We start from the raw sequence: 20099 nt of genomic DNA on the forward strand, positions 1-20099 counted from the left end.
CCCCGAAGAAGGAAAGAGATTCATATACCGTCTTTATCCGCTTGAAGCGCACAAATATGTATAGACCATTCTTTCCTATCTTTCAAGCATACGCTTGCTGGAATTGGCACAATAAATGTTGCCGAGGTTTCATAGGGCCAGTCCCTCCACCTCTCTTGATAGAAAATAAAATGATGAAATTGTCAGGCTTTTAAAAAGAATAAACTCATCATAGATAAGTCCTTCCGTGATGTCAATACTTTTTTTCTGAATTGACGATCTATTTCGAAATGTTATAATGCTTACAATATAAAAAAAGAGGAGAAATGGCTATGAATTCTGCTGCAAAACAGCCAAACGGCGTCTTTAAATCGGTGTGCTCACTGGACTGTCCCGATCAATGCGGCTTACTTGTGACAAAAAAAGACGGAAAAATCGTTAACATTCAGGGAGACCCGGATCACCCGGTCACATCAGGGAATATTTGCAACAAAGTCAGACACATGGCTGAGCGCATTTATGATGAAAAACGTTTAACCGTCCCGTTAAAACGGATCGGCGAAAAAGGCAAAGCTGTGTTTGCGCCTATTTCATGGGATGAAGCAATCAATACGATCAGTGCGCGCTGGAAAGAGCTTATTGCCGAAGAAGGAGCGGAAAGCATTCTCCCGTACAGCTTTTACGGCAATATGGGAAAACTGGCGGCAGAGGGAATGGACCGCCGTTTTTTCCACCGACTCGGGGCGAGCCAGCTCGAACGGACGATCTGCAGCAAAGCCGGATCTGAGGGCTACAACTATACAATGGGAGAAGGCGCAGGTACTGATCCGGAAGAGACCATACATGCAAAGCTCTTTATTTTTTGGGGAATCAATGCCGTCAGCACGAATATGCATCAGGTCATGATTGCTCAAAAAGCCCGGAAAAAAGGAGCTAAAATTGTCGTTATCGATGTACATAAGAACCAAACAGGCCGGCTTGCCGATTGGTTTATTCCCATTCGCCCCGGCACAGATGCCGCACTCGCTCTCGGTATCATGCATGTTTTATTTGCCGAGGACCTTCACGATGAAGCATTTCTCACAGAGTACACCGAAGGCAGTGAAGAATTAAAAGCGCATGTCAAACAGTATGATCCTGAAACGGTTTCTGTTATAACAGGCGTTAAAGCAGATGATATCAGACGCCTTGCGAGAATGTACGGGGAAACCTCCCCTTCCCTTATCAGGATCGGAAACGGCATTCAGCACCATGACAATGGCGGAATGATCGTCCGCACCGTCGCCTGCCTTCCGGCTGTGACAGGACAGTGGCTCCGCACCGGGGGAGGCGCAATCAAGCACAACAGCGCGATATTAAACTATAACAGACAAGCGCTCCAGCGGCCTGATCTGCTTTATGGCAGGAAGCCAAGATCATTTAATATGAACAGACTCGGAAGCGTTCTTTTAGAAACAACACCGCCCGTACGCTCCTTGTTTATTTACGGAACCAATCCCGCGGTAGTTGCCCCGGAAGCGAATAAAGTCAGAAAAGGTCTGCAGCGGGAAGATTTATTTACAGTCGTTCACGATCTGTTTTTAACAGAAACCGCCAAATATGCGGATATCGTGCTCCCTGCTTCATCCGCCTTTGAAAACACGGATTTTTACACGTCTTACTGGCATCATTTTATTCAGCTGCAAAAACCGGTGATCGAACCATATGGGGACAGCAAATCGAATACGGAAGTGTTCCGTTTGCTTGCCGGGGCGATGGGCTTTACCGAGCAGGAGCTTCAGGATTCCGATGAAGAATTAATCAGACAGGCGCTGGACTTTCCCGCCAATCCGTATATCGAGGATATTGATTACGATTCGCTTTCATCCCATTCTTTCATGAGAGCCAATCGGAAAAAACCGCTTTTTCCGGGCAAGCTCAAGACACCGAGTGGAAAAATTGAGTTATATTCTGAAAAGATGAAACAGGACGGTTATCCGGCGCTGCCCACACACATCCCTCTTGAGAGCGATGATGATTTCCCGCTGTTATTTGTCCCGGGACCGAATCATAACTTTTTAAATTCGACATTTTCGAATAATGAAAAACACGTAAAACTGGAAAAAGCGCCAAAGCTTTTTATTCATACAAAAGATGCTGAGCGCCGGAACATCGAAGACGGGGAAACCGTGAGAATATGGAACAACCGCGGCGAATGTGAATTGACAGCTTCAGTCGGCGAACAAGTGCTTCCCGGCGTTGCAGTCAGCCAAGGTCTTTGGGCTGACGCGGATGATAAAAAACAGCTGGTCAATTCACTCACTCCCGATCGGCTTGCAGATATGGGCGGAGGCGCTGTTTTCTTCTCCGGAAAGGTGCAGGTGGAAAAGATCGGAAAGCAAAAATAAGCTCCCCCCGGTCTTACTGAAGGTGAATCCTTTCGGCAGATTTGACCGTATAAAACATAATGACTTTTATTGGAGGTTTGCTGTATGGATATTATTACCGGCATTGGCATCGCTTTAGCCGGATATTTCATAGGAGACGGATTAAAAAACTTTAAATCACCTGATCCTCATGAACACACTGACCAAATTCTCATCAAAGAAAAAGATCTTCACTTCTACATTGGCTATTATTTAGGAGTGACTAAGGAAGAAGCAAAACAAATCGTGCCTGACACTTCCGACATTCCGCATATCACCCGAAACGGAAAGCGGTATGTACAGAAAACTGCATTACGAGAATGGCTGACTTCCATGCTGGAAAAAGAATAACAGCTGCCGTGAATAGCGGGAAGAGAGTTCTTCTCTTCCCGTTCATTAAGATTTGCCGCCCTGCCTCTCTTCAACCCCAAACATACGACAGATATCGTTCTTACTTAACGAAACATCCCCTTCTTTGGATTTCAAATAAAACCCTTTCGTATATAACCGTATGACTTCCTCATATGCAAGCTCATGACGAAGGAGCGCCATTAAACGCCCGTCTTTTTCATCCTGTTTATTGAACCATTCATACTGTTCTGACCAGTTCACTTTCTGCATACCAAACACCTTCTCGCTTTGGATTAATGCCCTTTTCGCATTTATTATACTTATTTCACCTTTTGAAAACACTCCGACTGCCTGTGACATTTGTAAAACAGCCGTACCCCCCTCTTTTAGTCACCATGTTGACTTATTTCCCATTTCAATGTATATTGTAATTGTCAACATGGTGACAATTTAGATTGGAGATCACTTATGGATATTAATTTATTAATGAAAGAACTGCATTTTATGCAACAAAGTTACGCATCACTGTTTTCGGTCGTCAATAAGGTACAAACTCGCGGAGACGAATACTTAGAAATGTTGACTTCCCGACAGCACATGACTCTTATTGCCATTGCCCATTTACCGACGGAAGATACCACACTTATGAATATCGCTAAAAAGCTGGGCACAACAAAACAAACCGCTAACAAATTAATTTCAAGCCTCACAAAAAAAGGATATGTTCGCACTGTATCAAGTAAACAGGATAAACGTGCAATCAATATTGAGATTACCGCTGAAGGAACAAAAGCGATAATTTCCTGTTCAGAAAAATCCACCTATTTTTTAGCGGATATGTTTCATGAGTTCACAACTGAAGAAGTTGAAACATTCTGGAGGCTATTGCAAAAACTTTATCGTTTTGATGGTGAAGAACAGGATGGTTTTGAAGAAAAAGCACATTTGAAAGTTGAAGACCAGGCTCAATTCATCTCAGATAACTATGAGGAAAAAATCATGGCTGAATTTTCAAAACGGCGATACGGGAGTGGAGACGATGAATAATATGCTTTATCGAAAAGTAAAAGAGGCAGAGAATAAGATAAAGGAAAAAAGCTATGAGCTGAAAGATAAAATTGATCAATTTATTTCTCATGCCAAATATAAAATTCATCGCAAACGCAAACTGGACCGAGCCGGCAATTATATATCAATTGCCATTGGACTCTTTATCCTAACTGCCTCGTGGCTGACCGAAACACAATGGCTGCTTTGGATAGGTGCGGCGAGTATTTTGAGCAATGCCTGTTTGCTCATTATAAATCCTGTTAAAAAATTAAAAACCTGAAAAAAGCTCTCTAAAAGAGAGCTTTCTTTTATTAATCGTCCCAGTCTTCATCTTCTTCCCAGTCATCTTTCGCTTCCTGAATCTTATTATAAAAAAATTCAATAAAGCTTTCTGCAACAGTATCTTGATAACCAATTACCCTATCCCATTCAACTACAGGACATTCTCCGTCTTTCATTTTATTCGTATCTAGACAGTAAGCAAAGTAATCAACATCTTCAATAACCACAAGTCCATCAGTAAGGCTATAGTGTTCTTTATATTCATTAGTTCTATTTACAACTGATGCATGATCAAAGTTGTAGCCTAAAACTAAAACACCGAATAAACCGCCAGCACCGTATTTTTCTAAAAACCATTTATAACTAATAGGAAGTTGGCATTGAAGTTTTTCTTCAATGCGAGTTATGTTTTCATGGCTTGCACCCTCTGTGAATATACCATTTTGTTTGTTTTCATTAATAAAGTTTTCAACCTTCGAATAAATCATTTAATTTAAACACCTCAATTCTCATTCTCAAATTGTTTCGCTCTCCACTTCCAATATCTCTTTCGAAAGCTTTCATACTGTGCTTTTAAAATCTTATCATTTCTAAAACTTTCACCATCAGTCTTAAGCTTATGAATCACATCACTATATTTTGTATGTAAACTGTTTGGGATTTCAAGCATTGGGCCAGGTTCTTCTTGAATCAAGTGATGTAAATTAATCTGTGTGCCATCTTTTGCATAAGGAGCATTGCCGTTTTTCATAAGCTGAAGATTTGTTGCGCCAAATTCTGTTTTTTGGTTAATATCAATATCTTTCATAGTATACACTCTGCGGCTTATGTCTTTAACTTTTCCTTTTGCTTTTACCTTGCCCTTAACCTCAAAGGCACCATACTTTTCTTTATTTAACCAAGGAAGGTTTATTTCTTGACCGGTAAACGGCTTTCTCGTTCCATCCGGGATTTTCTTTGCATTGGTCAAAAGTTCATTTTTAAGGTTTTGGCTGTCAACCACATTGTATGGTACGTTATCAGCTAGAGCAAATTTGTACTTTGGATGATAGGGAAGCAGATCTGGAAGGTTTACATCCTTAAGTTTCTTCCCTGCCTGTCCTGCCTTGTTTATGACCTTCCCCGCCGCATCAGCTTTGTTAACGGCTCCTGCGCCTTTGGTTCCGACGACGGCCACAGCCACTGAACCGACCGCATATGTCACCCATCTTGATCGGGAATACGCATCTCCATTTACCATATCTTTTTGATACGACTCTTCAATTGCCTCTGCAACAGCCTCATATGTTTTAACTGGATGAAGTACTGCATTCCCCAGTGCTGACAGGGTTTCTCCCGGATCGGTTATAAAGTCCCATAGACCAGTTACCGTTTCTTTCCCGACATCATATAACCCAACGCCAACTCCTTTTAAAATATCCCAAGTCACTTCTCCGGCTTCTTCCATCTGTTTTGCTTGTTCAAGCTGAATGACATATTGCTGCTGGGCAGGTTCAAGATTCTCGTAACCGATCTTCTTCGCAATCTCTAAGTATTCATCCGGATCAGTTACTCCATCGGCGAGTTTTTTCTTCAGATCCTTGATTTCCCGCTCTTTCACTTCTTCCTTTTTAATCGTCAAATAAGCATCCGAATGTCTTGCAATCTCGTCTTTTTTCTTATGTATGCCACTTTCTCTGTACGCCTTGGCGTTATAGTGAAGTGGTGTTGCGTTTTTCCCTTTACCCGTGGCATTTTGGAGCTGTTGAAAGTCGGCTTGAATGAACTGTTCATTCGCTTCGGTTTCTGCGTATTCTTTCGTTAGATCATAATCAAGCTTTCCGAGCTTGTGTATGGTATTGTCCCGTTTCTTATCTGCTGACTCAAGCTTTTGATCGACACCTTCTGTAGAGAAAACATCAAGATGAATGATATCGCTGATTTCATCAAGGATACCTTTCATTTCATTGCGCTGCTCCTGCATGATGGCTTGTGATTTATTCTTCGCATGAATCAGCTCGTGTTCTAAAAATGACTCTTCCACAAACGAATCGGCCAATCCGGCATCAGCTACTTTTCCTGAAAGACTGTTAAGAAAAGCAATCTTCATATCGATCAGATCAAGCCAGCTGTCTGTGACACCAGCGTGATCTTGGAAAAAGGCTTTAATGTTGTCAGCGCCTTTACCTGAAAACTCATTGTCATCTAAGTCAGCCATTCCCTGAAAAGCTTTCCTGAGATTGATAAATTGTTCTCTAATCTGATCATATTCTTTTGCTCGTTTCTCCGCTGCTGAGATTAACGAGGATGCTTCAAATACCTTCATTTACGTCTCCTTTCCGCTTCTTTCCGTCTAAATTTTACCATAGGATATAAGATAAGCTGAACCTCTTTCATTTGCCGCACTGTTTTATGCAAGATCATAGAATTTGAACAAAACCTTACACCAAGTAGTCATGATGATTAGCAAAACAAAGCCAGATATAACATATATATATAAATCTCTTGCATTTCTACAGCCGCCATGCTATATTCATATAGCGATGAGCTAAATTGTGTAAGCCGATGCACATGCCCTTGCGGCGCACACGAATGTGGCGTGTGGTGTATCGCCTCAATACGCAAAAGACGTTTGCTTCTGCAAACGTCTTTTTTTATTATCCGATTTTCGTTCCGTTCGGTACGGTCTGCTCGGGCGTAAGCAGGACGACGTCTCCTTTTTCCGGGATGCCGCCGAGAACGAGCACTTCTGACTTGAATCCGGCGATCCGCCGCGGCGGAAAGTTGACAATAGCGGTAACCTGCCTGCCTGTTAAATCACCTGGTTCATACCGTTTTGTAATTTGGGCGCTTGATTGCTTCATGCCGATTTCTCCGCCGAAATCTATTGTCATCTTAATGGCCGGGACCTTTGCTTCCGGAAACTCTTCTGCTTTTACGACCGTTCCTATTCTGAGATCAAGCTTCATAAAATCTTCGATGACTGCCATGTCAAAAACTCCTTTTTTACAATCATGGTACCAAAAAAAGACACAATTTATTTAACCGATCTTTGGACTTATTTATCTGTTTGAAAGGTGTTTCGATAGACGCGCGGTGTTATTCCCTTATGTCTGACAAACCACCTGGTAAAAGAAGACAAATTTTGAAAGCCGACCTCATGACTGATGTCTGTCAGCCGGCATTTTGTTTCAATAAGCAATTGTTCCGCTTTCTTCAGACGGAGCTCGGAAATATAAGCTTGCGGGCTTTTCCCCGTCTTCCTTTTAAACCAGTCTGAATAATAAGCCGGATGGTAATGTTCGATTGCGGCAAGCTCTTTAATAGTAAAAGTCTTTGAGAGATTTCGGCGGATATACGTGATTGAATCATTTGTACGGCTTTCTTGTATCTTTCCAGCAATATATTCTGCGAGCAGACTCAATGAATGAGACGACTGCTGCTTTGCCTCTTCTGTCAGCAGAAACCGAATCGAAGTCCAAAAGGAATCAAGCTTATTGATCACACCGGGGTCAAATGAGCCTTCTAAAAAATATGCCGGCATGTCAAGAACGAGACATTCATTTCGCTCCAAAGAACGGAACCGGTGTTCATGTCCTGGCGGAATATACAGCATTTGATCCGGTTTTAATCTCACCTCACGTCTTTCTGTCTCCAGGTCCAGCTGTCCTTCGAGAGGAAAGAGTATTTGACAGTATGTGTGAACATGGGAATCAAAAATATGTGAATAAGTGCGCCGCTCACAAACGATGTTCTGTAATGAATCCATTTGCCCCTCCTTTTGGATGATCTGTTTCGTTTTTAGTTTACATAATAATATTATTGTTTATCTAGTTGTAAACCCCTTAAAAAAGCAACAACGGCAAACTTTCGGCTTTCCTTAATTGATTCAGTCAATTCAAATGCACTCTGTTTCCTCAGCGCAGCAAAACCGTGAAGCAGGCTTCTCAGTCCTCTTGCGGCATGGATTGCGTTTTCGGGACGTGCATAACCGTTTGCTGTCAGCAGCCTGACAACAAGATTCACAAGCTGGCTGGACAGATTCTCCATTCGGCTGTCTTTTATTTTTTGAAATGTTGCTTCATATAATCCGGGATTGGCTTCAGCGAAATTGATATAGGCATCAGCAAGTGAAAGCATGACCCTTTCACCTGTCAGTCCTTCTGAGGATGCCGCCATGTTTTCATATAACATGGTTAAACCGGAGACGGCCAGCTCTGTCTTAATTCCTTGAAGACCATTGACAAAGTTATAAAGGGAAGGCGGTTTTACGTTTAAGGACTTTGCAACAGCCGCAAGCGTCACTTCATTCAGCCCTTTTTCGTCAGCGATGCCTGCTGCGGCTCTCAATATCATGTCCAGGCTCATTCCGACTCTCGGTGACATTATAATCGGCCTCCCCGCAGGCTTCGTTCGGCTTCATCAGCCGCCTCAGCCATCATTTCAGCAGGATGATAGAGAACATTTCCATGACCGGCGGCCAGACAGCTTGGTTGATGAGCGATAAGCGTTCTTGCTGTTTTTACAGCTTCTTCTTTATTCCAGGTGGCAAAGGCGGGAAACGGAAATTTCCATTTCAGCTTTCCTGAAACCGCAAGGCCTCCCCGTACTTGAAAGGCATCTCCGACGATCAGCATATCATCTCTCAAATCTTTAAAAGCAAGACTCCCCGGCGTATGACCGGGAGCGGGAATGACAAGCAAAGATCCGATCCGCTCGCCGCCTTTCAGCAGGCGATCAGGTTCAGTCTGAATATTTTTCGGCACTCCTCCCTTTATCGGCGTTTGTGCTTCATGCTCAAATAATGAAGTGTCACCTTTCAGCAAGAAAGAATCACGTTCAGAAATACAGACATCAGCATCTGGAAATTCCGCAGATAATGAGTCAAGCGAACCGATGTGATCTCCATGCGCGTGGGTGAGCAATATGGTATTCAGCGGTTTCCCAAGCTGCTGCAAAGCTTGTTTGATTCCTTTATGGCTGTTGGGCAGGCCGGCGTCAATCAGGGTTACTCCTTCTTCCTCCTCAACCAAATAACAATTCACCGGGAAAAGCACCGGAAAAAAGGTCAGCTGCCAAACGTTTCCGTATTGTAAGATTCTCATCAATATCCCCCTAAAACTAATGTTGTTAGTTTTATTATAACTAATACCGTTAGTTTATCAAGCGTTTTCTGTTTAAATCTTAAAAAAGGCGCGGGCGCTTCTCTCATGCCAAAAAAAGAAACACGCATACTGTGATAAAAGATGCTTTCAGCCTGCGAATAAATCAGACTACTAAAACCAGCCGGATAAGCATACACTACTCAACGGAGGGGGAGTTCCACATCATGCATATCACACTTCAAAGCATCTGCCCTGTCTTAATGATTGCCTTTTTTCTATATAAAAAGGTGAAACGGTCCGTCGGCTTTCAGCCTTTGAAACCCCGCTGGCTTTATACAAGAATGATTTTGTTTTCATTGCTGGCCGCCGCTCTGGCTTTTTTCAGCATCACACACCCGGCTTTATACGGGTATCTTATATTCGGCACTTTTTGCGGCTGGCTTCTGGTTCTGTTTGCCAAACGAAACATTTCTTTTGAAGAGCGCCGCGGAAAAATGTATTTTCGGACTCATCTGTGGATTGAACTTATTCTATTAACGTTATTCCTATCGAGATTTGTTTATCGGGTTATTGAAATTTACCGGGTCACAGCGGATTTTACCCATCCGGAGGCATACAGCCAAACGGTCGGGGCCGATCCGCTGACCATCAGTATCTTTTATTTCATCGCTGTTTATTACAGCGGCTTCTCTTTTTATGTTTTAAAAACGAGCAGAGACCAGACAAATAACAGTCAATATGGCTGACATCCCTGCCTAAAAAGCAGGGATGTTTTTTAATCGTGCCGCGTATGGTGAATCATTTGCTGAAGCACATCTAACACATGTTCATCCTCAGGAGAATAATAGATGGATGTTCCTTCTCTGCGTGATTTGACGAGGCGCAGATTTTTAAGAAAACGCAGCTGATGAGAAACGGTAGACTGCAGTAAATTCAGCTTTTCTGCGATATCGTTTACCGCGTGCTCACCCTGTGACAGCAAATGGAGAATTCGGATTCTGGTCGGATCAGACAGCGCCTTAAAAGTCTGGGCAACCAAAAATAATGTTTCCTCATCTAAATCGACAGCGGGGTCATTCATGTTTCCGGATTCGTGAAATTCAGTCATATACCTCACCCTTCTTTTCTCAAGTAGCCCAATTATACCAAATGTCAATTGATGCAGATACATCCTGTGCCTGACAAAAGAACCGTTATTTTAAATTTATGTTTCAAATACAGGTTTCTGCTTGGTTTCGCGCATTCATCTGTGTCATAATGAAAAAGTCATAATGCTCCTGAAATTGAGGGTGAAACACAGTGGAGAAAAAGAAAAAAGGCTGTTTCGCTGCTGCGGGTCTTATGATGATATGTGTTTTTGTCATGGTGTCCTTCTTTCTCATCCTGTTATTTTCAAATAATGAATTGCTCAAAAGTCTTCCGTTTGATGTCAAACCGATCGTGCTTGAACGGCTGACGGATTACAAACCGCTTGTGGAGGACGAGCTGGATGAAAAAGGGCTCACTAGATATACATCGCTGGTACTCGGCATGATATATCAGGAGTCAAAAGGAAGAGGAAATGATCCCATGCAGTCTTCAGAATCTCTGGGTTTAAAGCGAAATCAAATCAAAAACCCTCAAACCAGTATCAAACAGGGAATCAAACAATTCACTCTCATGTACCAAACAGGCAAGAAAAAAGGCGTAGACTTGGATACGATTATACAAAGCTACAACATGGGAGCCGGCTATATTGATTTTGTGGCTGAACATGGAGGATCGCATACTGAGGAACTGGCAAAACAATACTCCGAGCAGCAGGTCAAAAAGAATCCGAAACTTTACACTTGCGGAGGGAACAAAGGCAATTTCCGTTATCCCTACTGCTATGGTGATTACACGTACGCAGAAAAAGTAAAAGCAAAAACAAAAACCGTTGAACAATCCTTAAATGTAACAACACTTGAAACGCTTGAAGAGTAAAAGGCGCCTTGTCTGAGGCGCCTTTTTTCAATAGAAAAAAACCGCGCGAAGCACGGTTTTTTTTAATAATACGGTGAGATCATTAAGTATACAATGACACCCGTCAGACTGACATACAGCCAGAGCGGCATCGTCCATCTCGCGATTTTTTTGTGGCGCTCCACCTGCATGCTGAATCCTCTGATCAGCGTAAACAGCGCAAGCGGCACGATGATGAAGGAAAGGCAAATATGCGTAATTAAAATAAAGAAATAAATCCCCCGAATGATGCCGTGGCCGCCGAATAGTGTATTCTCAGCTATCGAGTGGTACACGAGATAGCTGATCAAAAACAGCAGAGTCGTCGTAAACGCCGCCAAAATAAAGCGTTTATGCGCTTGAATATTTTTTTGCTTAATCATAAAGAGCGCTGCCAGCAAAAAGATAAAAGTAAAGCTGTTAAAAATAGCATTTAACATCGGCAGAATATGAATATTGGCAATGCTGACCTGTCCCGATTTCGGCATAAAAAACAGCACCGCAATTAACCCGTTGATCAAAACGGTCAATGTCAGCACGATACCGGTATAACTTTTAGGTTTGTTTTCTGTCTGATTCATCTTATGACCTCTCTCAATTTTACTGACTATCCAAATGGTATGAGAATTCAGCTTTGATGTCAACGGTTTCGTCCGCTTCGTCAGAAATTAGACAAACTTAAGCCCTAAAAAGACCGGGTGTTTGAGACCCGGCCTTTTGTCATATTATGCTTCCTTCAACAGTTCTTCTATCACTTTATGTTCGTTTTCATTCAACAGATTTTTTGGAATGATCCGATCAATCGGTTTGTTCATATGCTGATCGAGAATGTCGGCTGTTTCCTTATCCCCCGCGATTACGAGGCGCTCCCATTTATGTGATGCGGCCTTTTGATCAAGGTTTGAAGCCAATCGTTTATACAGCCTGTTTTGGTTTTCTTCGACATGGGCTTTGGCGGCGTCTTCGTCCATCGATGCGGAGCTTCCGCTTACATCCTGCGGTTTCCACGATTCATTGATGACGTCGTATTGATAATGCTCCACCCCTTCAATTTTTCCGAGTACGGTTTCTATGATCTTCACTTCATTCTGCTGGGTGAGAATAAAAGCCGTGCTCGGATATTGTTCACGGAGAAGTTCTAATTGATCAAGGACAGCCGTTTCTTCCCAATAAAATCGTGTTTCGACAGGCACCTGCAATTCAATCGTCTCCCAGACATCGCCTTCCCCCGATGCAAAAAATACGAGACTTCGCGGCATTTCTTTACCGAGCCCATCGATATATTGATAGACACGTTCCATGATGCGGACGAGGGATTTTTCTTCTTTTGGATCACTGACAGACAGATACTCCTTTAATCTCCGAAAACCGGTTTTTAAAGCGATTTTCCACTCTCCCCCCTGCTGATCCGGATTTCTCATATCCGTATTTACATATAAGGAAAGCATTTTATCAGGAGATTCCGTCATTACATACTTCAATTTGCCGATGAGTGAGTCAATTGCCATCATAGATTCCTCCTTTTTCCGCTTCTCCCTGTTCCTTTCCCTATCCCGGCCTCCTTAAAAACGTCAATCTGCATATATACGGCAGACTTTTCTAAAAAAGTTTTTGCAAAACCCATTTACAAACCAAGACATCATTTACTACAATGGATACTTGTGTTTGACTAAGACGTTTTACGCTGTGAAAGGAGTATGATTTTGTTTACTGCAGAAGAAAGAGATCAGAAAGAGCTGGAAAAAGAGCTTCATAAGCTTGAATTTCAGATTTTCAGAATGCGGGAGAATCTGATAGATGTATCAAAAGACGCGCGAGTGCTTGGTATTGATCAATCGAACAATGACGATTGGATCATTGTTTCCTCGATTGATGATGGCCAAACATGTAAGATTATGCTGACTGACTGTGAATCAGCCTACCGGGGAAGAGGATGTTTTTCACTAATGGCTTCCTATTATGAAAATGGCATTCATATCGGGGATATTAAAGGCCCTCCGAACCACGGCTACGGTTCGATCTGCATGAAATTTTTAAAACATATCGCCAGGGAGCAGAATATCCCGAAAGTGACGGGCGACATCGCTAAGCGTGATTGGGATCATGTCGACAGACTCGTTCATTTTTATGAAAAGCATCAATTTGATGTCTGGATTGACAAGGATACACAATCAGGCGGCATTAAATGGGTCGACCTGTAAAAAAGTGATAGAAAAACCCCCTTTTCTATGGTGTAATAGATAAAACCATATAAGGAGGGTTTTTTTTTGTATCCGGAAAAATTGAAAAAAGGTGACGGCGTTCGTATTGTTTCTCCGGCAACGAGCATGTCCGTTATGACAGATGAAAATATAAATGCCGCGAAGACAAAATTGGAGGAGCTGGGTTTTTGTGTGTCTTTTTCAGAGCATGCGAAAGAAATAAATGAATTTGATTCATCATCCATTGAATCGCGTGTCCGGGATCTGCACGAAGCTTTCGCTGATCCTGACATCAAAGCGATTTTGACGACACTCGGCGGGTTCCAATCAAATCAGCTGCTCCGTTATCTTGATTATGAAAACATCAAGCGGCACCCGAAAATCCTTTGCGGCTATTCAGATATTACCGCCCTTGGCCATGCCATTTATCAAAAAACCGGGCTTGTCACATATTCCGGCCCCCATTTTTCTTCATTCGCCATGAAAAAAGGATTGGACTATACGATTGACTCTTTCTTAGCCTGCTGCGCTTCTGATAAGCCGTATGAAGTAAAGCCTTCGGCCGAGTGGAGTGATGATAAATGGTATATGAACCAGGAGGACAGACGTTTTTATCCGAATCCAGGTCCGCTCGTTATTCAACCCGGTTATGCGGAAGGAACACTGATCGGAGGAAACCTCTGCACCCTGAATCTTCTGCAAGGCACGGAATATTTTCCGGAGATGGAACAAGTGATTCTGTTTATAGAAGATGATCATATGTCTGACATTCATATGTTTGATCGGGATTTGCAGTCACTCATTCATCTTCCCGCTTTTTCAGCCGTGAAAGGAATTGTCATCGGACGGTTCCAGCAGGCTTCAAATGTGTCTGAAGAGGCTCTCTGCGCCGTCATCCGTACAAAAAAAGAACTGTCGTCTATGCCTGTTATCGCAAACGCTGATTTCGGCCATACTTCTCCTATGATGACTTTCCCGATCGGGGGAACATGCAAAATAGAAGCCGGCTCAAAAGGCGGACGAATATGGATCGACCGGCATTAACACAAAAAGACGGGAAAACCGCCCCTTCTTTTTATTTTGACGCCTTATGCCGCGGTGTGCGCGGAGCGATCATAATTCGTCCGCCAGCCGCTGACGTCACCCATACGGAAGCTCCTTCATAAAAACGGCTGATTTCTTCATGACACGCGGCACGTGCCAGTTCACGTTTATCATGCGTTCCGTCTTGGTTTTTTACGTTTAAAATAAGTACAAGCTCGTGTCTGCCATTAATCATTACGCCGGTATGTCTCACCTTTTCAATAACGGCTGGCCTTCCGCTCCCTCTGTCAAGCGCCTGAAACAGCCTGACAGCCGGCATAGACAGTCCGATGACCAGCACAATGGCACAAGCGGTTTACATCCCTGCTTGAAATATCGGTGATTCTGTGAAGGTATTCCACAACAATATAAGTTCCGGCTCCATTCGATTCATCCCTTCAGATGCCGCTTTCAAACTCATTCTCTCTATATCATATTCGGGGAACGCTTTTTCTTTTTCAGCATATAACGATTATACACAGACAAAAAAGGGAAGAAAAAAAGAACACAAAGCATTTCGCCTTGTGTTCTTCATCTCTATATGAAACTAGTCTAACACTTTAACATTTACTGTTCTGACGCCCCAGTTGTTAGCGTCACTTTTCTTTGCAACAAATACGTCAATTTTATTTCCTTTAATTGCGCCGCCTGTATCTGCTGCTGTTGCCACTCCGTAACCTTCAACATAAACCTTGGAGCCAAGCGGAATGACACTAGGGTCTACCGCGATGACTTTTGCATCAGGGTTTTTGTTTAGGTCAACACCGGTTGCCGTTACACCGGAAATGCCGCCGTCGTTAGCGGAGTAAGCAGTTGCAGTCATTGTCAGCTGCTTTTTAGGCTCTTGTTGGTTTGTATTTGATTGAACAGGCTGCTGTTTTGCTTCGACAGCCTTCACTTCTTGTTTAGGTTGTTGTTCTTGAACAGGTTCTTGTTTAGGCTGCTCTTTTTGGACAGCTTCTTGTTTCGGCTGTTCTGTCTCGGCAGCTGGTTTTTGTTCAGGTTGCGGCTGGCTGGCTTGAGCCGGCTGTGCAGCCTGCGCCTGACCTTTCACCTTTAATGTTGTGCCTGCGTAAATGATATCTGATTGCAAGTTATTCAAGCTTTTCAGATTACCGACTGATGTTCCGAATTTCTGAGCAATTTTCCAGAGGCTGTCGCCCTGCTTCACTGTGTACTGCCCAGATGTGGTTGTTTCTACTGAAGAAATAGTCAGTTTCTCTCCTTCAATGATTAAATCAGAAGATAACTGATTCCATTCTTTTAAGTCCTTTAGGTTCACTCCGTTTTTTTGCGAGATCCCCCAGAGCGTGTCACCCTTTTGCACCGTGATTTCTTTAGCAGAAGCGTGAGCTCCGAATGCAGTTGTTGAAATTGCTGCAACTGCGACAAAGGACATAATCGTCTTCTTCATAAGTAAATCCTCCCTTGTTAGCTTTTTATTGGCGGCTAACAGGTGATATCGTAACATATGAAAATGTCAGTTCAATAACAAAACGATTTGAATTAGATTACAGTTCCTTTACATGAAACATTTCTCTCACTTGGTAAGTCTTGCTGAAACCTTGATACAGCAAGGGTTTTCAAGCTTCTGATTTTTCCGGCGCAGATGAAAAACACAATGTGCAAATTTCTAAAAAAACTTTTTTTCACTCTGTTTCTCTTACATAATTTCGGATTTCTTCTAAAAAAAGCGCTCCGTATTTCAATCGTTTTTGTTCCCCGACCCCTTTTACGGAAAGAAGATCATGATCCGTTTTCGGGAGTTTCGCAGACATTTCTTTTAACGTCTGATCCGAGAACACGACAAATGGAGGCACGCCCTGTTCCGCTGCGATCTCTTTGCGGAGACGCCGGAGAAGCTCAAATAATTCATCATTTTCGGTGACGGCGGCGGCCTGTAAGGCTTCTTTTCTCGCGACTGCGCTCTTTCCAAGCAGAACGTCTCTTCCTTTTTGGGTGACCATAAGCGTCGGAAAAGTCCCGTCTGCCATTCTGATGTATTCATCTGAAATAAGGAATTCGATAAAATCACTGATTTCCGCTGCGGTTTGATGCTTCATAATGCCGTAAGTGGACAGGCTGCTGAAGCCGTTTTCCAGCACTTTTTTATTTTTCGACCCGCTAAGCACTTGCGCCACCATCGTTTTTCCGAAACGCTCATTCATTCTGATGATGCATGACAATACCATCTGCGCTTCTTTAGTGACGTCATGCGCGCTTCTTGTATCAGTGCAATTGCCGCATGCTCCGCAAGCTTCCGCCTCATTCTCGCCGAAATATTTCAGAATAAACCGCTGCAGGCAATCTTCGGTATGACAGTAATCCACCATCTGCCTCAGTTTTTTGAGATCCTGCTTTTGTTTTTCTTCTCCGGCAGCCGATTGATCTATCAAAAAACGCTGCACCATAATATCCTGCGGCGAAAACAAGAGCACGCACTCGCTATTGAGGCCGTCGCGCCCTGCCCGTCCGGCTTCCTGGTAATAGCTCTCCATATCTTTCGGAATCTGGGCGTGCAGAACGAATCTGATGTTGCTCTTATCGATTCCCATTCCGAAAGCGGACGTAGCAACCATCACTTGTATCTGATCGTTAAGAAACCGCTCCTGCTGATTTTTTCTGTCATCATCCGCCAATCCGCCGTGATAACGGCCGGCATTGATGCCGCTGCGTTTTAATTTCTCATATAAACGGTCCGTTTCTTTTCTTGTTGCTGTATAAATAATGCCGGCTTCGTGTTTATTTCTTTCCAGGTACTGCTCGATAAAACGGTCTTTGTTTTCGCCCTTTACGACTTTGAATGTTAAATTCTCTCTGGCAAAACCGGTATACACAGTTTGTTCTTTATTGATGTGAAGCTGCTTGCAGATATCATCATGAACCTCAGGCGTAGCCGTCGCCGTTAACGCGATGATGACGGGCGGCTCTTTTAATTCTTTAAAAAGGATTTCGATATTCCGGTAACTCGGCCTGAAATCATGCCCCCATTGCGATATACAGTGAGCTTCGTCAATGGCGACAAGAGGAACCGTAATATTCTGCAGGATGTGAATGAATTCAGGAGAAGTCAAACGCTCCGGCGTGATGTAAAAGAGCCGGTAAGCCCCTTCCTTCAAACCGGTCAGGCGCTCATGAATGTCACGGCTTGTCTGAGTGCTGTTAATATAAGCTGCCGCGATACCCGCTTCTTCAAGCGCGTCGACTTGGTCTTTCATTAAGGAAATAAGAGGGGAAATAACGATTGTGGTTCCTTCAAACAGCAGTGCGGGAATCTGATAGCAGATTGATTTCCCGCCCCCCGTCGGCATAATGCAGACCGTGTTTGTTCTCTCCTCTGCAACTGATTGTATCGCCTGTTTTTGCCCCGCGCGAAGGCTGTCGTAGCCAAAATAATGCGCCAGAAGGGATTCGGCTTTATCCAGCATATGTCGTAAAACCTCACTTTGTCTTTGATTCTTTTATTTTATCATACTGATAAAGTACGCTGCTCAAGGTCAATTCAAAATAAAAAGCCATCTCCGCAAGGGAAATGGCTTTCGCTACGTATGCCGTACGCAAGTAAGAAAGTTTTAAACCACCACTCCTCAAAGTGGGTGTTTGCAGAAGCGTTCCTGTCGTCCTCTGCAATGGAGGCATGACATTCCGGCTTCGATATAAAACTCCCTATTACAGCTTAAAGGTTAAAACTTAATTAACAATACGAACAATGTAGCTTCTCTTATATCCTACACCATCAGTCGTATTTTGGCAAGGGGGTTAATTCTTTTACAGAAAACCTTTTTTCTGTGCAAAAAATGCTTTCTTCTCCATAAAAGTTGTTTTTTCGACAAAATATCAATATATCAATATAAGATTGCTGCGAAAGCTGTCACCAGTTTCTTCTATATATAATAGAAAAAACTCTCACACCCTATTTGGGTGCAAGAGTTTTCGGCAATTAGATTAGAATTTTGCAGCCAGATCTTTCGCTTCTTGCAGTCCTTTTTCAATGATCGCTTGAGCGTTATCAGGCGCAGCATTGTGGCCTTCAACGACAACTGTGTGAAGATCTTGAACTCCCCAGAAGCCGAGAACGGTTTTCATGAAGTTTAATGACATTTCAAGAGATGCCATCGGTCCTTCAGAATATACACCGCCGCGTGCGTTTAAGAGCGCTACTTTTTTATCTCCCATCAGACCTTTAGGGCCTTCAGGCGTGTATGTGAAAGTAACCCCTGCGCGAGACAGGTAATCAACATAAGTATGAAGCACAGCAGGCACTGTGAAGTTCCAAAGCGGGAATGCAAACACGACTTTGTCAGCTTTGACAAATTGGTTTAAGTAAATGTCAGCTGTTGACGCTTGTTTTTTCTCTTCGTCTGTCATTTCAATTCCTTTTGAAGCTTTGAATGTTCCGTTAATCATATCTCTTCCGAGGTAAGGAAGGTTTTCTTTATGAAGATCAAGTTCAATTACTTCATCATTCGGATTGTTTTCTTTATAAGCAGCGAGAAACGCTTCATATAATTTTACTGATACGCCTTCTTCAGCCGTACGGTCACTTGATTTTACAAATAATACTTGAGACATTCTAAATTCCTCCCGGTAATCTTTTAATATTCACTTACAAATAGTATGTTACTTTCTTTTTTATATAAAGTCAACATTTTTATTTCGATTCTGAGATTTTTTTATGGAATAAAAAAACAGGTACATGTGAATGTACCTGCTGATATTATTGTGAATCCTGCTCGCGATCCAGAATTTCGTAAGTTTGTGAGTTTTTTTGATCAACGGTTTCTTTATTTGAGAGGTCTTTCACCTGCTCGTGAAATTCTCTTTCATATGAAGGGGCGTCTGTTTTCACATCCCCCTCTGCTTCCCGCTGCGCTTCAACGGTCATTCTGGCGTACGGAACGGCTTCAAGCCTTTCATAAGGGATTTCTTTTCCCGTTTTTTCGCATATTCCGTATGTTCCTTTATCCATCCGCTCAAGCGCGGCATTCACCTCATCTAAAAGATTCTGATCGACTTCATCCAAAGTTTGGTTCGTAACCCTGTCCAAATAAATGCTTCCGTGATCAGCTAAGTGATTATCTACTCCGTTTGACAGTTCTCCCGTGTCTTCCCTCATTGAATGTTTTACTTTTGATTCTCCTTGAAGACCGTCCTTTAAATCGATTAATTTATGATAAAGGCTGTCCCGCTGTTCTTTTGATAATGACATATTCAGCATCTCCTTTTTCGTCTGTATTCCTGCTGCTCTCATTTATTACATACCCTCGAAAAAGGCGGCTGAAACAATGGGTCTCAATGTGTTCTCCCCCTGATGTTGACACTCGGTGTCTGCTGTTTTGTCTGTCTTTTTTCTTTCACCGGATTATTATCCTGGTTGTCCCGAAATTCTTCAGGGCAGGCTTTTTTGAGTTGGTGCTCCGGCGTATGGTATGTGGCGCCGATATTCAGCATTCCGCTCAGCTCTCCTATATTCAGCTTTTCAAAGTCAATGTTGTATTCCACTTTGTCCACTTTTACGCTCTCGATATGGACATACGTTTTTTCCCCTTCAACCGTTTGCGGTTCAGAATGACATTTATTCTGAAGCTCATCAAGCTGCTGTTCCACTTTCTGAAGCCTGTCTAATTCTTCTTCACATACTTTTTTGAAAAGCTCTTTCATTATTTTTTTCAAAGAAAATC

23 protein-coding genes, 1 other RNA gene, 1 pseudogene and 1 riboswitch are annotated in these 20099 nt (G+C 42.8%); of the genes and pseudogenes, 8 read left to right on the forward strand and 17 right to left on the reverse strand.

Annotated features, from left to right (window positions below; genetic code table 11):
* Positions 1-72 precede the first annotated feature (72 nt).
* Positions 73-165: riboswitch (SAM riboswitch) on the reverse strand.
* Between the two features lie 146 nt (positions 166-311).
* Both AC1DN5_RS10535 and AC1DN5_RS10540 read left to right on the forward strand, forming a co-directional pair.
* On the forward strand, positions 312-2366 hold the full coding sequence (locus AC1DN5_RS10535) for a molybdopterin oxidoreductase family protein (protein WP_366969289.1): 2055 nt from the start codon (positions 312-314) through the stop codon (positions 2364-2366).
* 84 nt (positions 2367-2450) lie between these two features.
* Positions 2451-2735 carry a hypothetical protein gene (locus AC1DN5_RS10540; RefSeq protein ID WP_047474665.1) on the forward strand — a complete coding sequence of 95 codons (285 nt, stop codon included), beginning with the start codon at positions 2451-2453 and terminating at the stop codon, positions 2733-2735.
* A 45-nt stretch (positions 2736-2780) separates the two neighbouring features.
* Here the strand turns inward: AC1DN5_RS10540 and AC1DN5_RS10545 are convergent, their stop codons facing one another.
* Positions 2781-3005: a hypothetical protein gene (locus AC1DN5_RS10545; protein ID WP_045926188.1), complete on the reverse strand. Its 225-nt coding sequence runs from the start codon at positions 3003-3005 to the stop codon at positions 2781-2783.
* A gap of 198 nt (positions 3006-3203) precedes the next feature.
* Here AC1DN5_RS10545 and AC1DN5_RS10550 point away from each other — a divergent pair, with 198 nt between their 5' ends.
* Complete coding sequence (locus AC1DN5_RS10550) at positions 3204-3782, forward strand: MarR family winged helix-turn-helix transcriptional regulator (protein ID WP_366969288.1); 579 nt, start codon at positions 3204-3206, stop codon at positions 3780-3782.
* On the forward strand, positions 3775-4065 hold the full coding sequence (locus AC1DN5_RS10555) for a hypothetical protein (protein WP_016936579.1): 291 nt from the start codon (positions 3775-3777) through the stop codon (positions 4063-4065). The genes AC1DN5_RS10550 and AC1DN5_RS10555 overlap by 8 nt, the downstream gene beginning before the upstream one ends.
* Before the next feature lie 31 nt (positions 4066-4096).
* On the opposite strand, the gene yobK is transcribed toward AC1DN5_RS10555, so the two are convergent.
* The 6 genes from yobK to AC1DN5_RS10585 form a co-directional block, all read right to left on the reverse strand.
* A complete protein-coding gene (gene yobK, locus AC1DN5_RS10560; RefSeq protein WP_366969286.1) occupies positions 4097-4555 on the reverse strand; it encodes a type VII secretion system immunity protein YobK in 459 nt (152 codons plus the stop codon).
* 14 nt (positions 4556-4569) lie between these two features.
* Complete coding sequence (locus AC1DN5_RS10565) at positions 4570-6372, reverse strand: T7SS effector LXG polymorphic toxin (RefSeq protein WP_366969285.1); 1803 nt, start codon at positions 6370-6372, stop codon at positions 4570-4572.
* 331 nt (positions 6373-6703) lie between these two features.
* Positions 6704-7036 (reverse strand): chaperone CsaA, encoded by a 333-nt coding sequence (csaA, locus tag AC1DN5_RS10570; RefSeq protein WP_095241658.1) that lies wholly within the window; start codon positions 7034-7036, stop codon positions 6704-6706.
* A gap of 68 nt (positions 7037-7104) precedes the next feature.
* Positions 7105-7815, reverse strand: a complete 711-nt coding sequence (locus AC1DN5_RS10575; RefSeq protein ID WP_366969284.1) for an AraC family transcriptional regulator — start codon at positions 7813-7815, stop codon at positions 7105-7107.
* Positions 7816-7865: 50 nt separating this feature from the next.
* Positions 7866-8432 (reverse strand): TetR/AcrR family transcriptional regulator, encoded by a 567-nt coding sequence (locus AC1DN5_RS10580; protein ID WP_366969283.1) that lies wholly within the window; start codon positions 8430-8432, stop codon positions 7866-7868.
* A complete protein-coding gene (locus AC1DN5_RS10585) occupies positions 8432-9151 on the reverse strand; it encodes an MBL fold metallo-hydrolase (protein ID WP_366969282.1) in 720 nt (239 codons plus the stop codon). The genes AC1DN5_RS10580 and AC1DN5_RS10585 overlap by 1 nt, the downstream gene beginning before the upstream one ends.
* A gap of 224 nt (positions 9152-9375) precedes the next feature.
* On the opposite strand from AC1DN5_RS10585, the gene AC1DN5_RS10590 reads away from it, so the two are divergent.
* A complete protein-coding gene (locus AC1DN5_RS10590) occupies positions 9376-9897 on the forward strand; it encodes a CcdC protein domain-containing protein (RefSeq protein ID WP_094246852.1) in 522 nt (173 codons plus the stop codon).
* A gap of 29 nt (positions 9898-9926) precedes the next feature.
* Here the strand turns inward: AC1DN5_RS10590 and czrA are convergent, their stop codons facing one another.
* Positions 9927-10232 (reverse strand): Zn(II)-responsive metalloregulatory transcriptional repressor CzrA, encoded by a 306-nt coding sequence (gene czrA / locus AC1DN5_RS10595; protein ID WP_173363131.1) that lies wholly within the window; start codon positions 10230-10232, stop codon positions 9927-9929.
* Between the two features lie 218 nt (positions 10233-10450).
* Between czrA and AC1DN5_RS10600 the strand changes: the two genes are divergently transcribed.
* Complete coding sequence (locus tag AC1DN5_RS10600; protein WP_045926180.1) at positions 10451-11116, forward strand: lysozyme family protein; 666 nt, start codon at positions 10451-10453, stop codon at positions 11114-11116.
* 62 nt (positions 11117-11178) lie between these two features.
* Here AC1DN5_RS10600 and AC1DN5_RS10605 read toward each other — a convergent pair whose 3' ends face one another.
* Both AC1DN5_RS10605 and AC1DN5_RS10610 read right to left on the reverse strand, forming a co-directional pair.
* Positions 11179-11715: a DUF420 domain-containing protein gene (locus AC1DN5_RS10605; protein ID WP_327815754.1), complete on the reverse strand. Its 537-nt coding sequence runs from the start codon at positions 11713-11715 to the stop codon at positions 11179-11181.
* 144 nt (positions 11716-11859) lie between these two features.
* Positions 11860-12642 carry a VLRF1 family aeRF1-type release factor gene (locus AC1DN5_RS10610; protein ID WP_327815752.1) on the reverse strand — a complete coding sequence of 261 codons (783 nt, stop codon included), beginning with the start codon at positions 12640-12642 and terminating at the stop codon, positions 11860-11862.
* Between the two features lie 189 nt (positions 12643-12831).
* Between AC1DN5_RS10610 and AC1DN5_RS10615 the strand changes: the two genes are divergently transcribed.
* Both AC1DN5_RS10615 and AC1DN5_RS10620 read left to right on the forward strand, forming a co-directional pair.
* Positions 12832-13335 (forward strand): hypothetical protein, encoded by a 504-nt coding sequence (locus AC1DN5_RS10615; protein WP_412676569.1) that lies wholly within the window; start codon positions 12832-12834, stop codon positions 13333-13335.
* A 66-nt stretch (positions 13336-13401) separates the two neighbouring features.
* Complete coding sequence (locus tag AC1DN5_RS10620) at positions 13402-14379, forward strand: S66 family peptidase (RefSeq protein WP_327815748.1); 978 nt, start codon at positions 13402-13404, stop codon at positions 14377-14379.
* Positions 14380-14410: 31 nt separating this feature from the next.
* Here the strand turns inward: AC1DN5_RS10620 and AC1DN5_RS10625 are convergent.
* The 7 genes and pseudogenes from AC1DN5_RS10625 to AC1DN5_RS10655 form a co-directional block, all read right to left on the reverse strand.
* Positions 14411-14803, reverse strand: a pseudogene (locus tag AC1DN5_RS10625) (hypothetical protein).
* Between the two features lie 162 nt (positions 14804-14965).
* The gene (locus AC1DN5_RS10630) at positions 14966-15832 is read right to left on the reverse strand and encodes a 3D domain-containing protein (RefSeq protein WP_016936592.1); all 867 of its coding nucleotides are present in this window, start codon (positions 15830-15832) and stop codon (positions 14966-14968) included.
* A 235-nt stretch (positions 15833-16067) separates the two neighbouring features.
* Positions 16068-17846 carry a DNA helicase RecQ gene (gene recQ / locus AC1DN5_RS10635; protein WP_366969280.1) on the reverse strand — a complete coding sequence of 593 codons (1779 nt, stop codon included), beginning with the start codon at positions 17844-17846 and terminating at the stop codon, positions 16068-16070.
* 107 nt (positions 17847-17953) lie between these two features.
* A non-coding RNA gene (gene ssrS, locus AC1DN5_RS10640) (6S RNA) lies at positions 17954-18139 on the reverse strand.
* Positions 18140-18363: 224 nt separating this feature from the next.
* Positions 18364-18990 carry an FMN-dependent NADH-azoreductase gene (locus AC1DN5_RS10645; protein WP_003153791.1) on the reverse strand — a complete coding sequence of 209 codons (627 nt, stop codon included), beginning with the start codon at positions 18988-18990 and terminating at the stop codon, positions 18364-18366.
* Positions 18991-19135: 145 nt separating this feature from the next.
* On the reverse strand, positions 19136-19627 hold the full coding sequence (locus AC1DN5_RS10650) for a TraR/DksA family transcriptional regulator (RefSeq protein WP_366969279.1): 492 nt from the start codon (positions 19625-19627) through the stop codon (positions 19136-19138).
* Positions 19628-19710: 83 nt separating this feature from the next.
* Positions 19711-20091 (reverse strand): hypothetical protein, encoded by a 381-nt coding sequence (locus AC1DN5_RS10655; RefSeq protein WP_366969277.1) that lies wholly within the window; start codon positions 20089-20091, stop codon positions 19711-19713.
* Positions 20092-20099: the final 8 nt, after the last annotated feature.

This window comes from Bacillus sp. 01N42_2 (genome assembly GCF_056399565.1).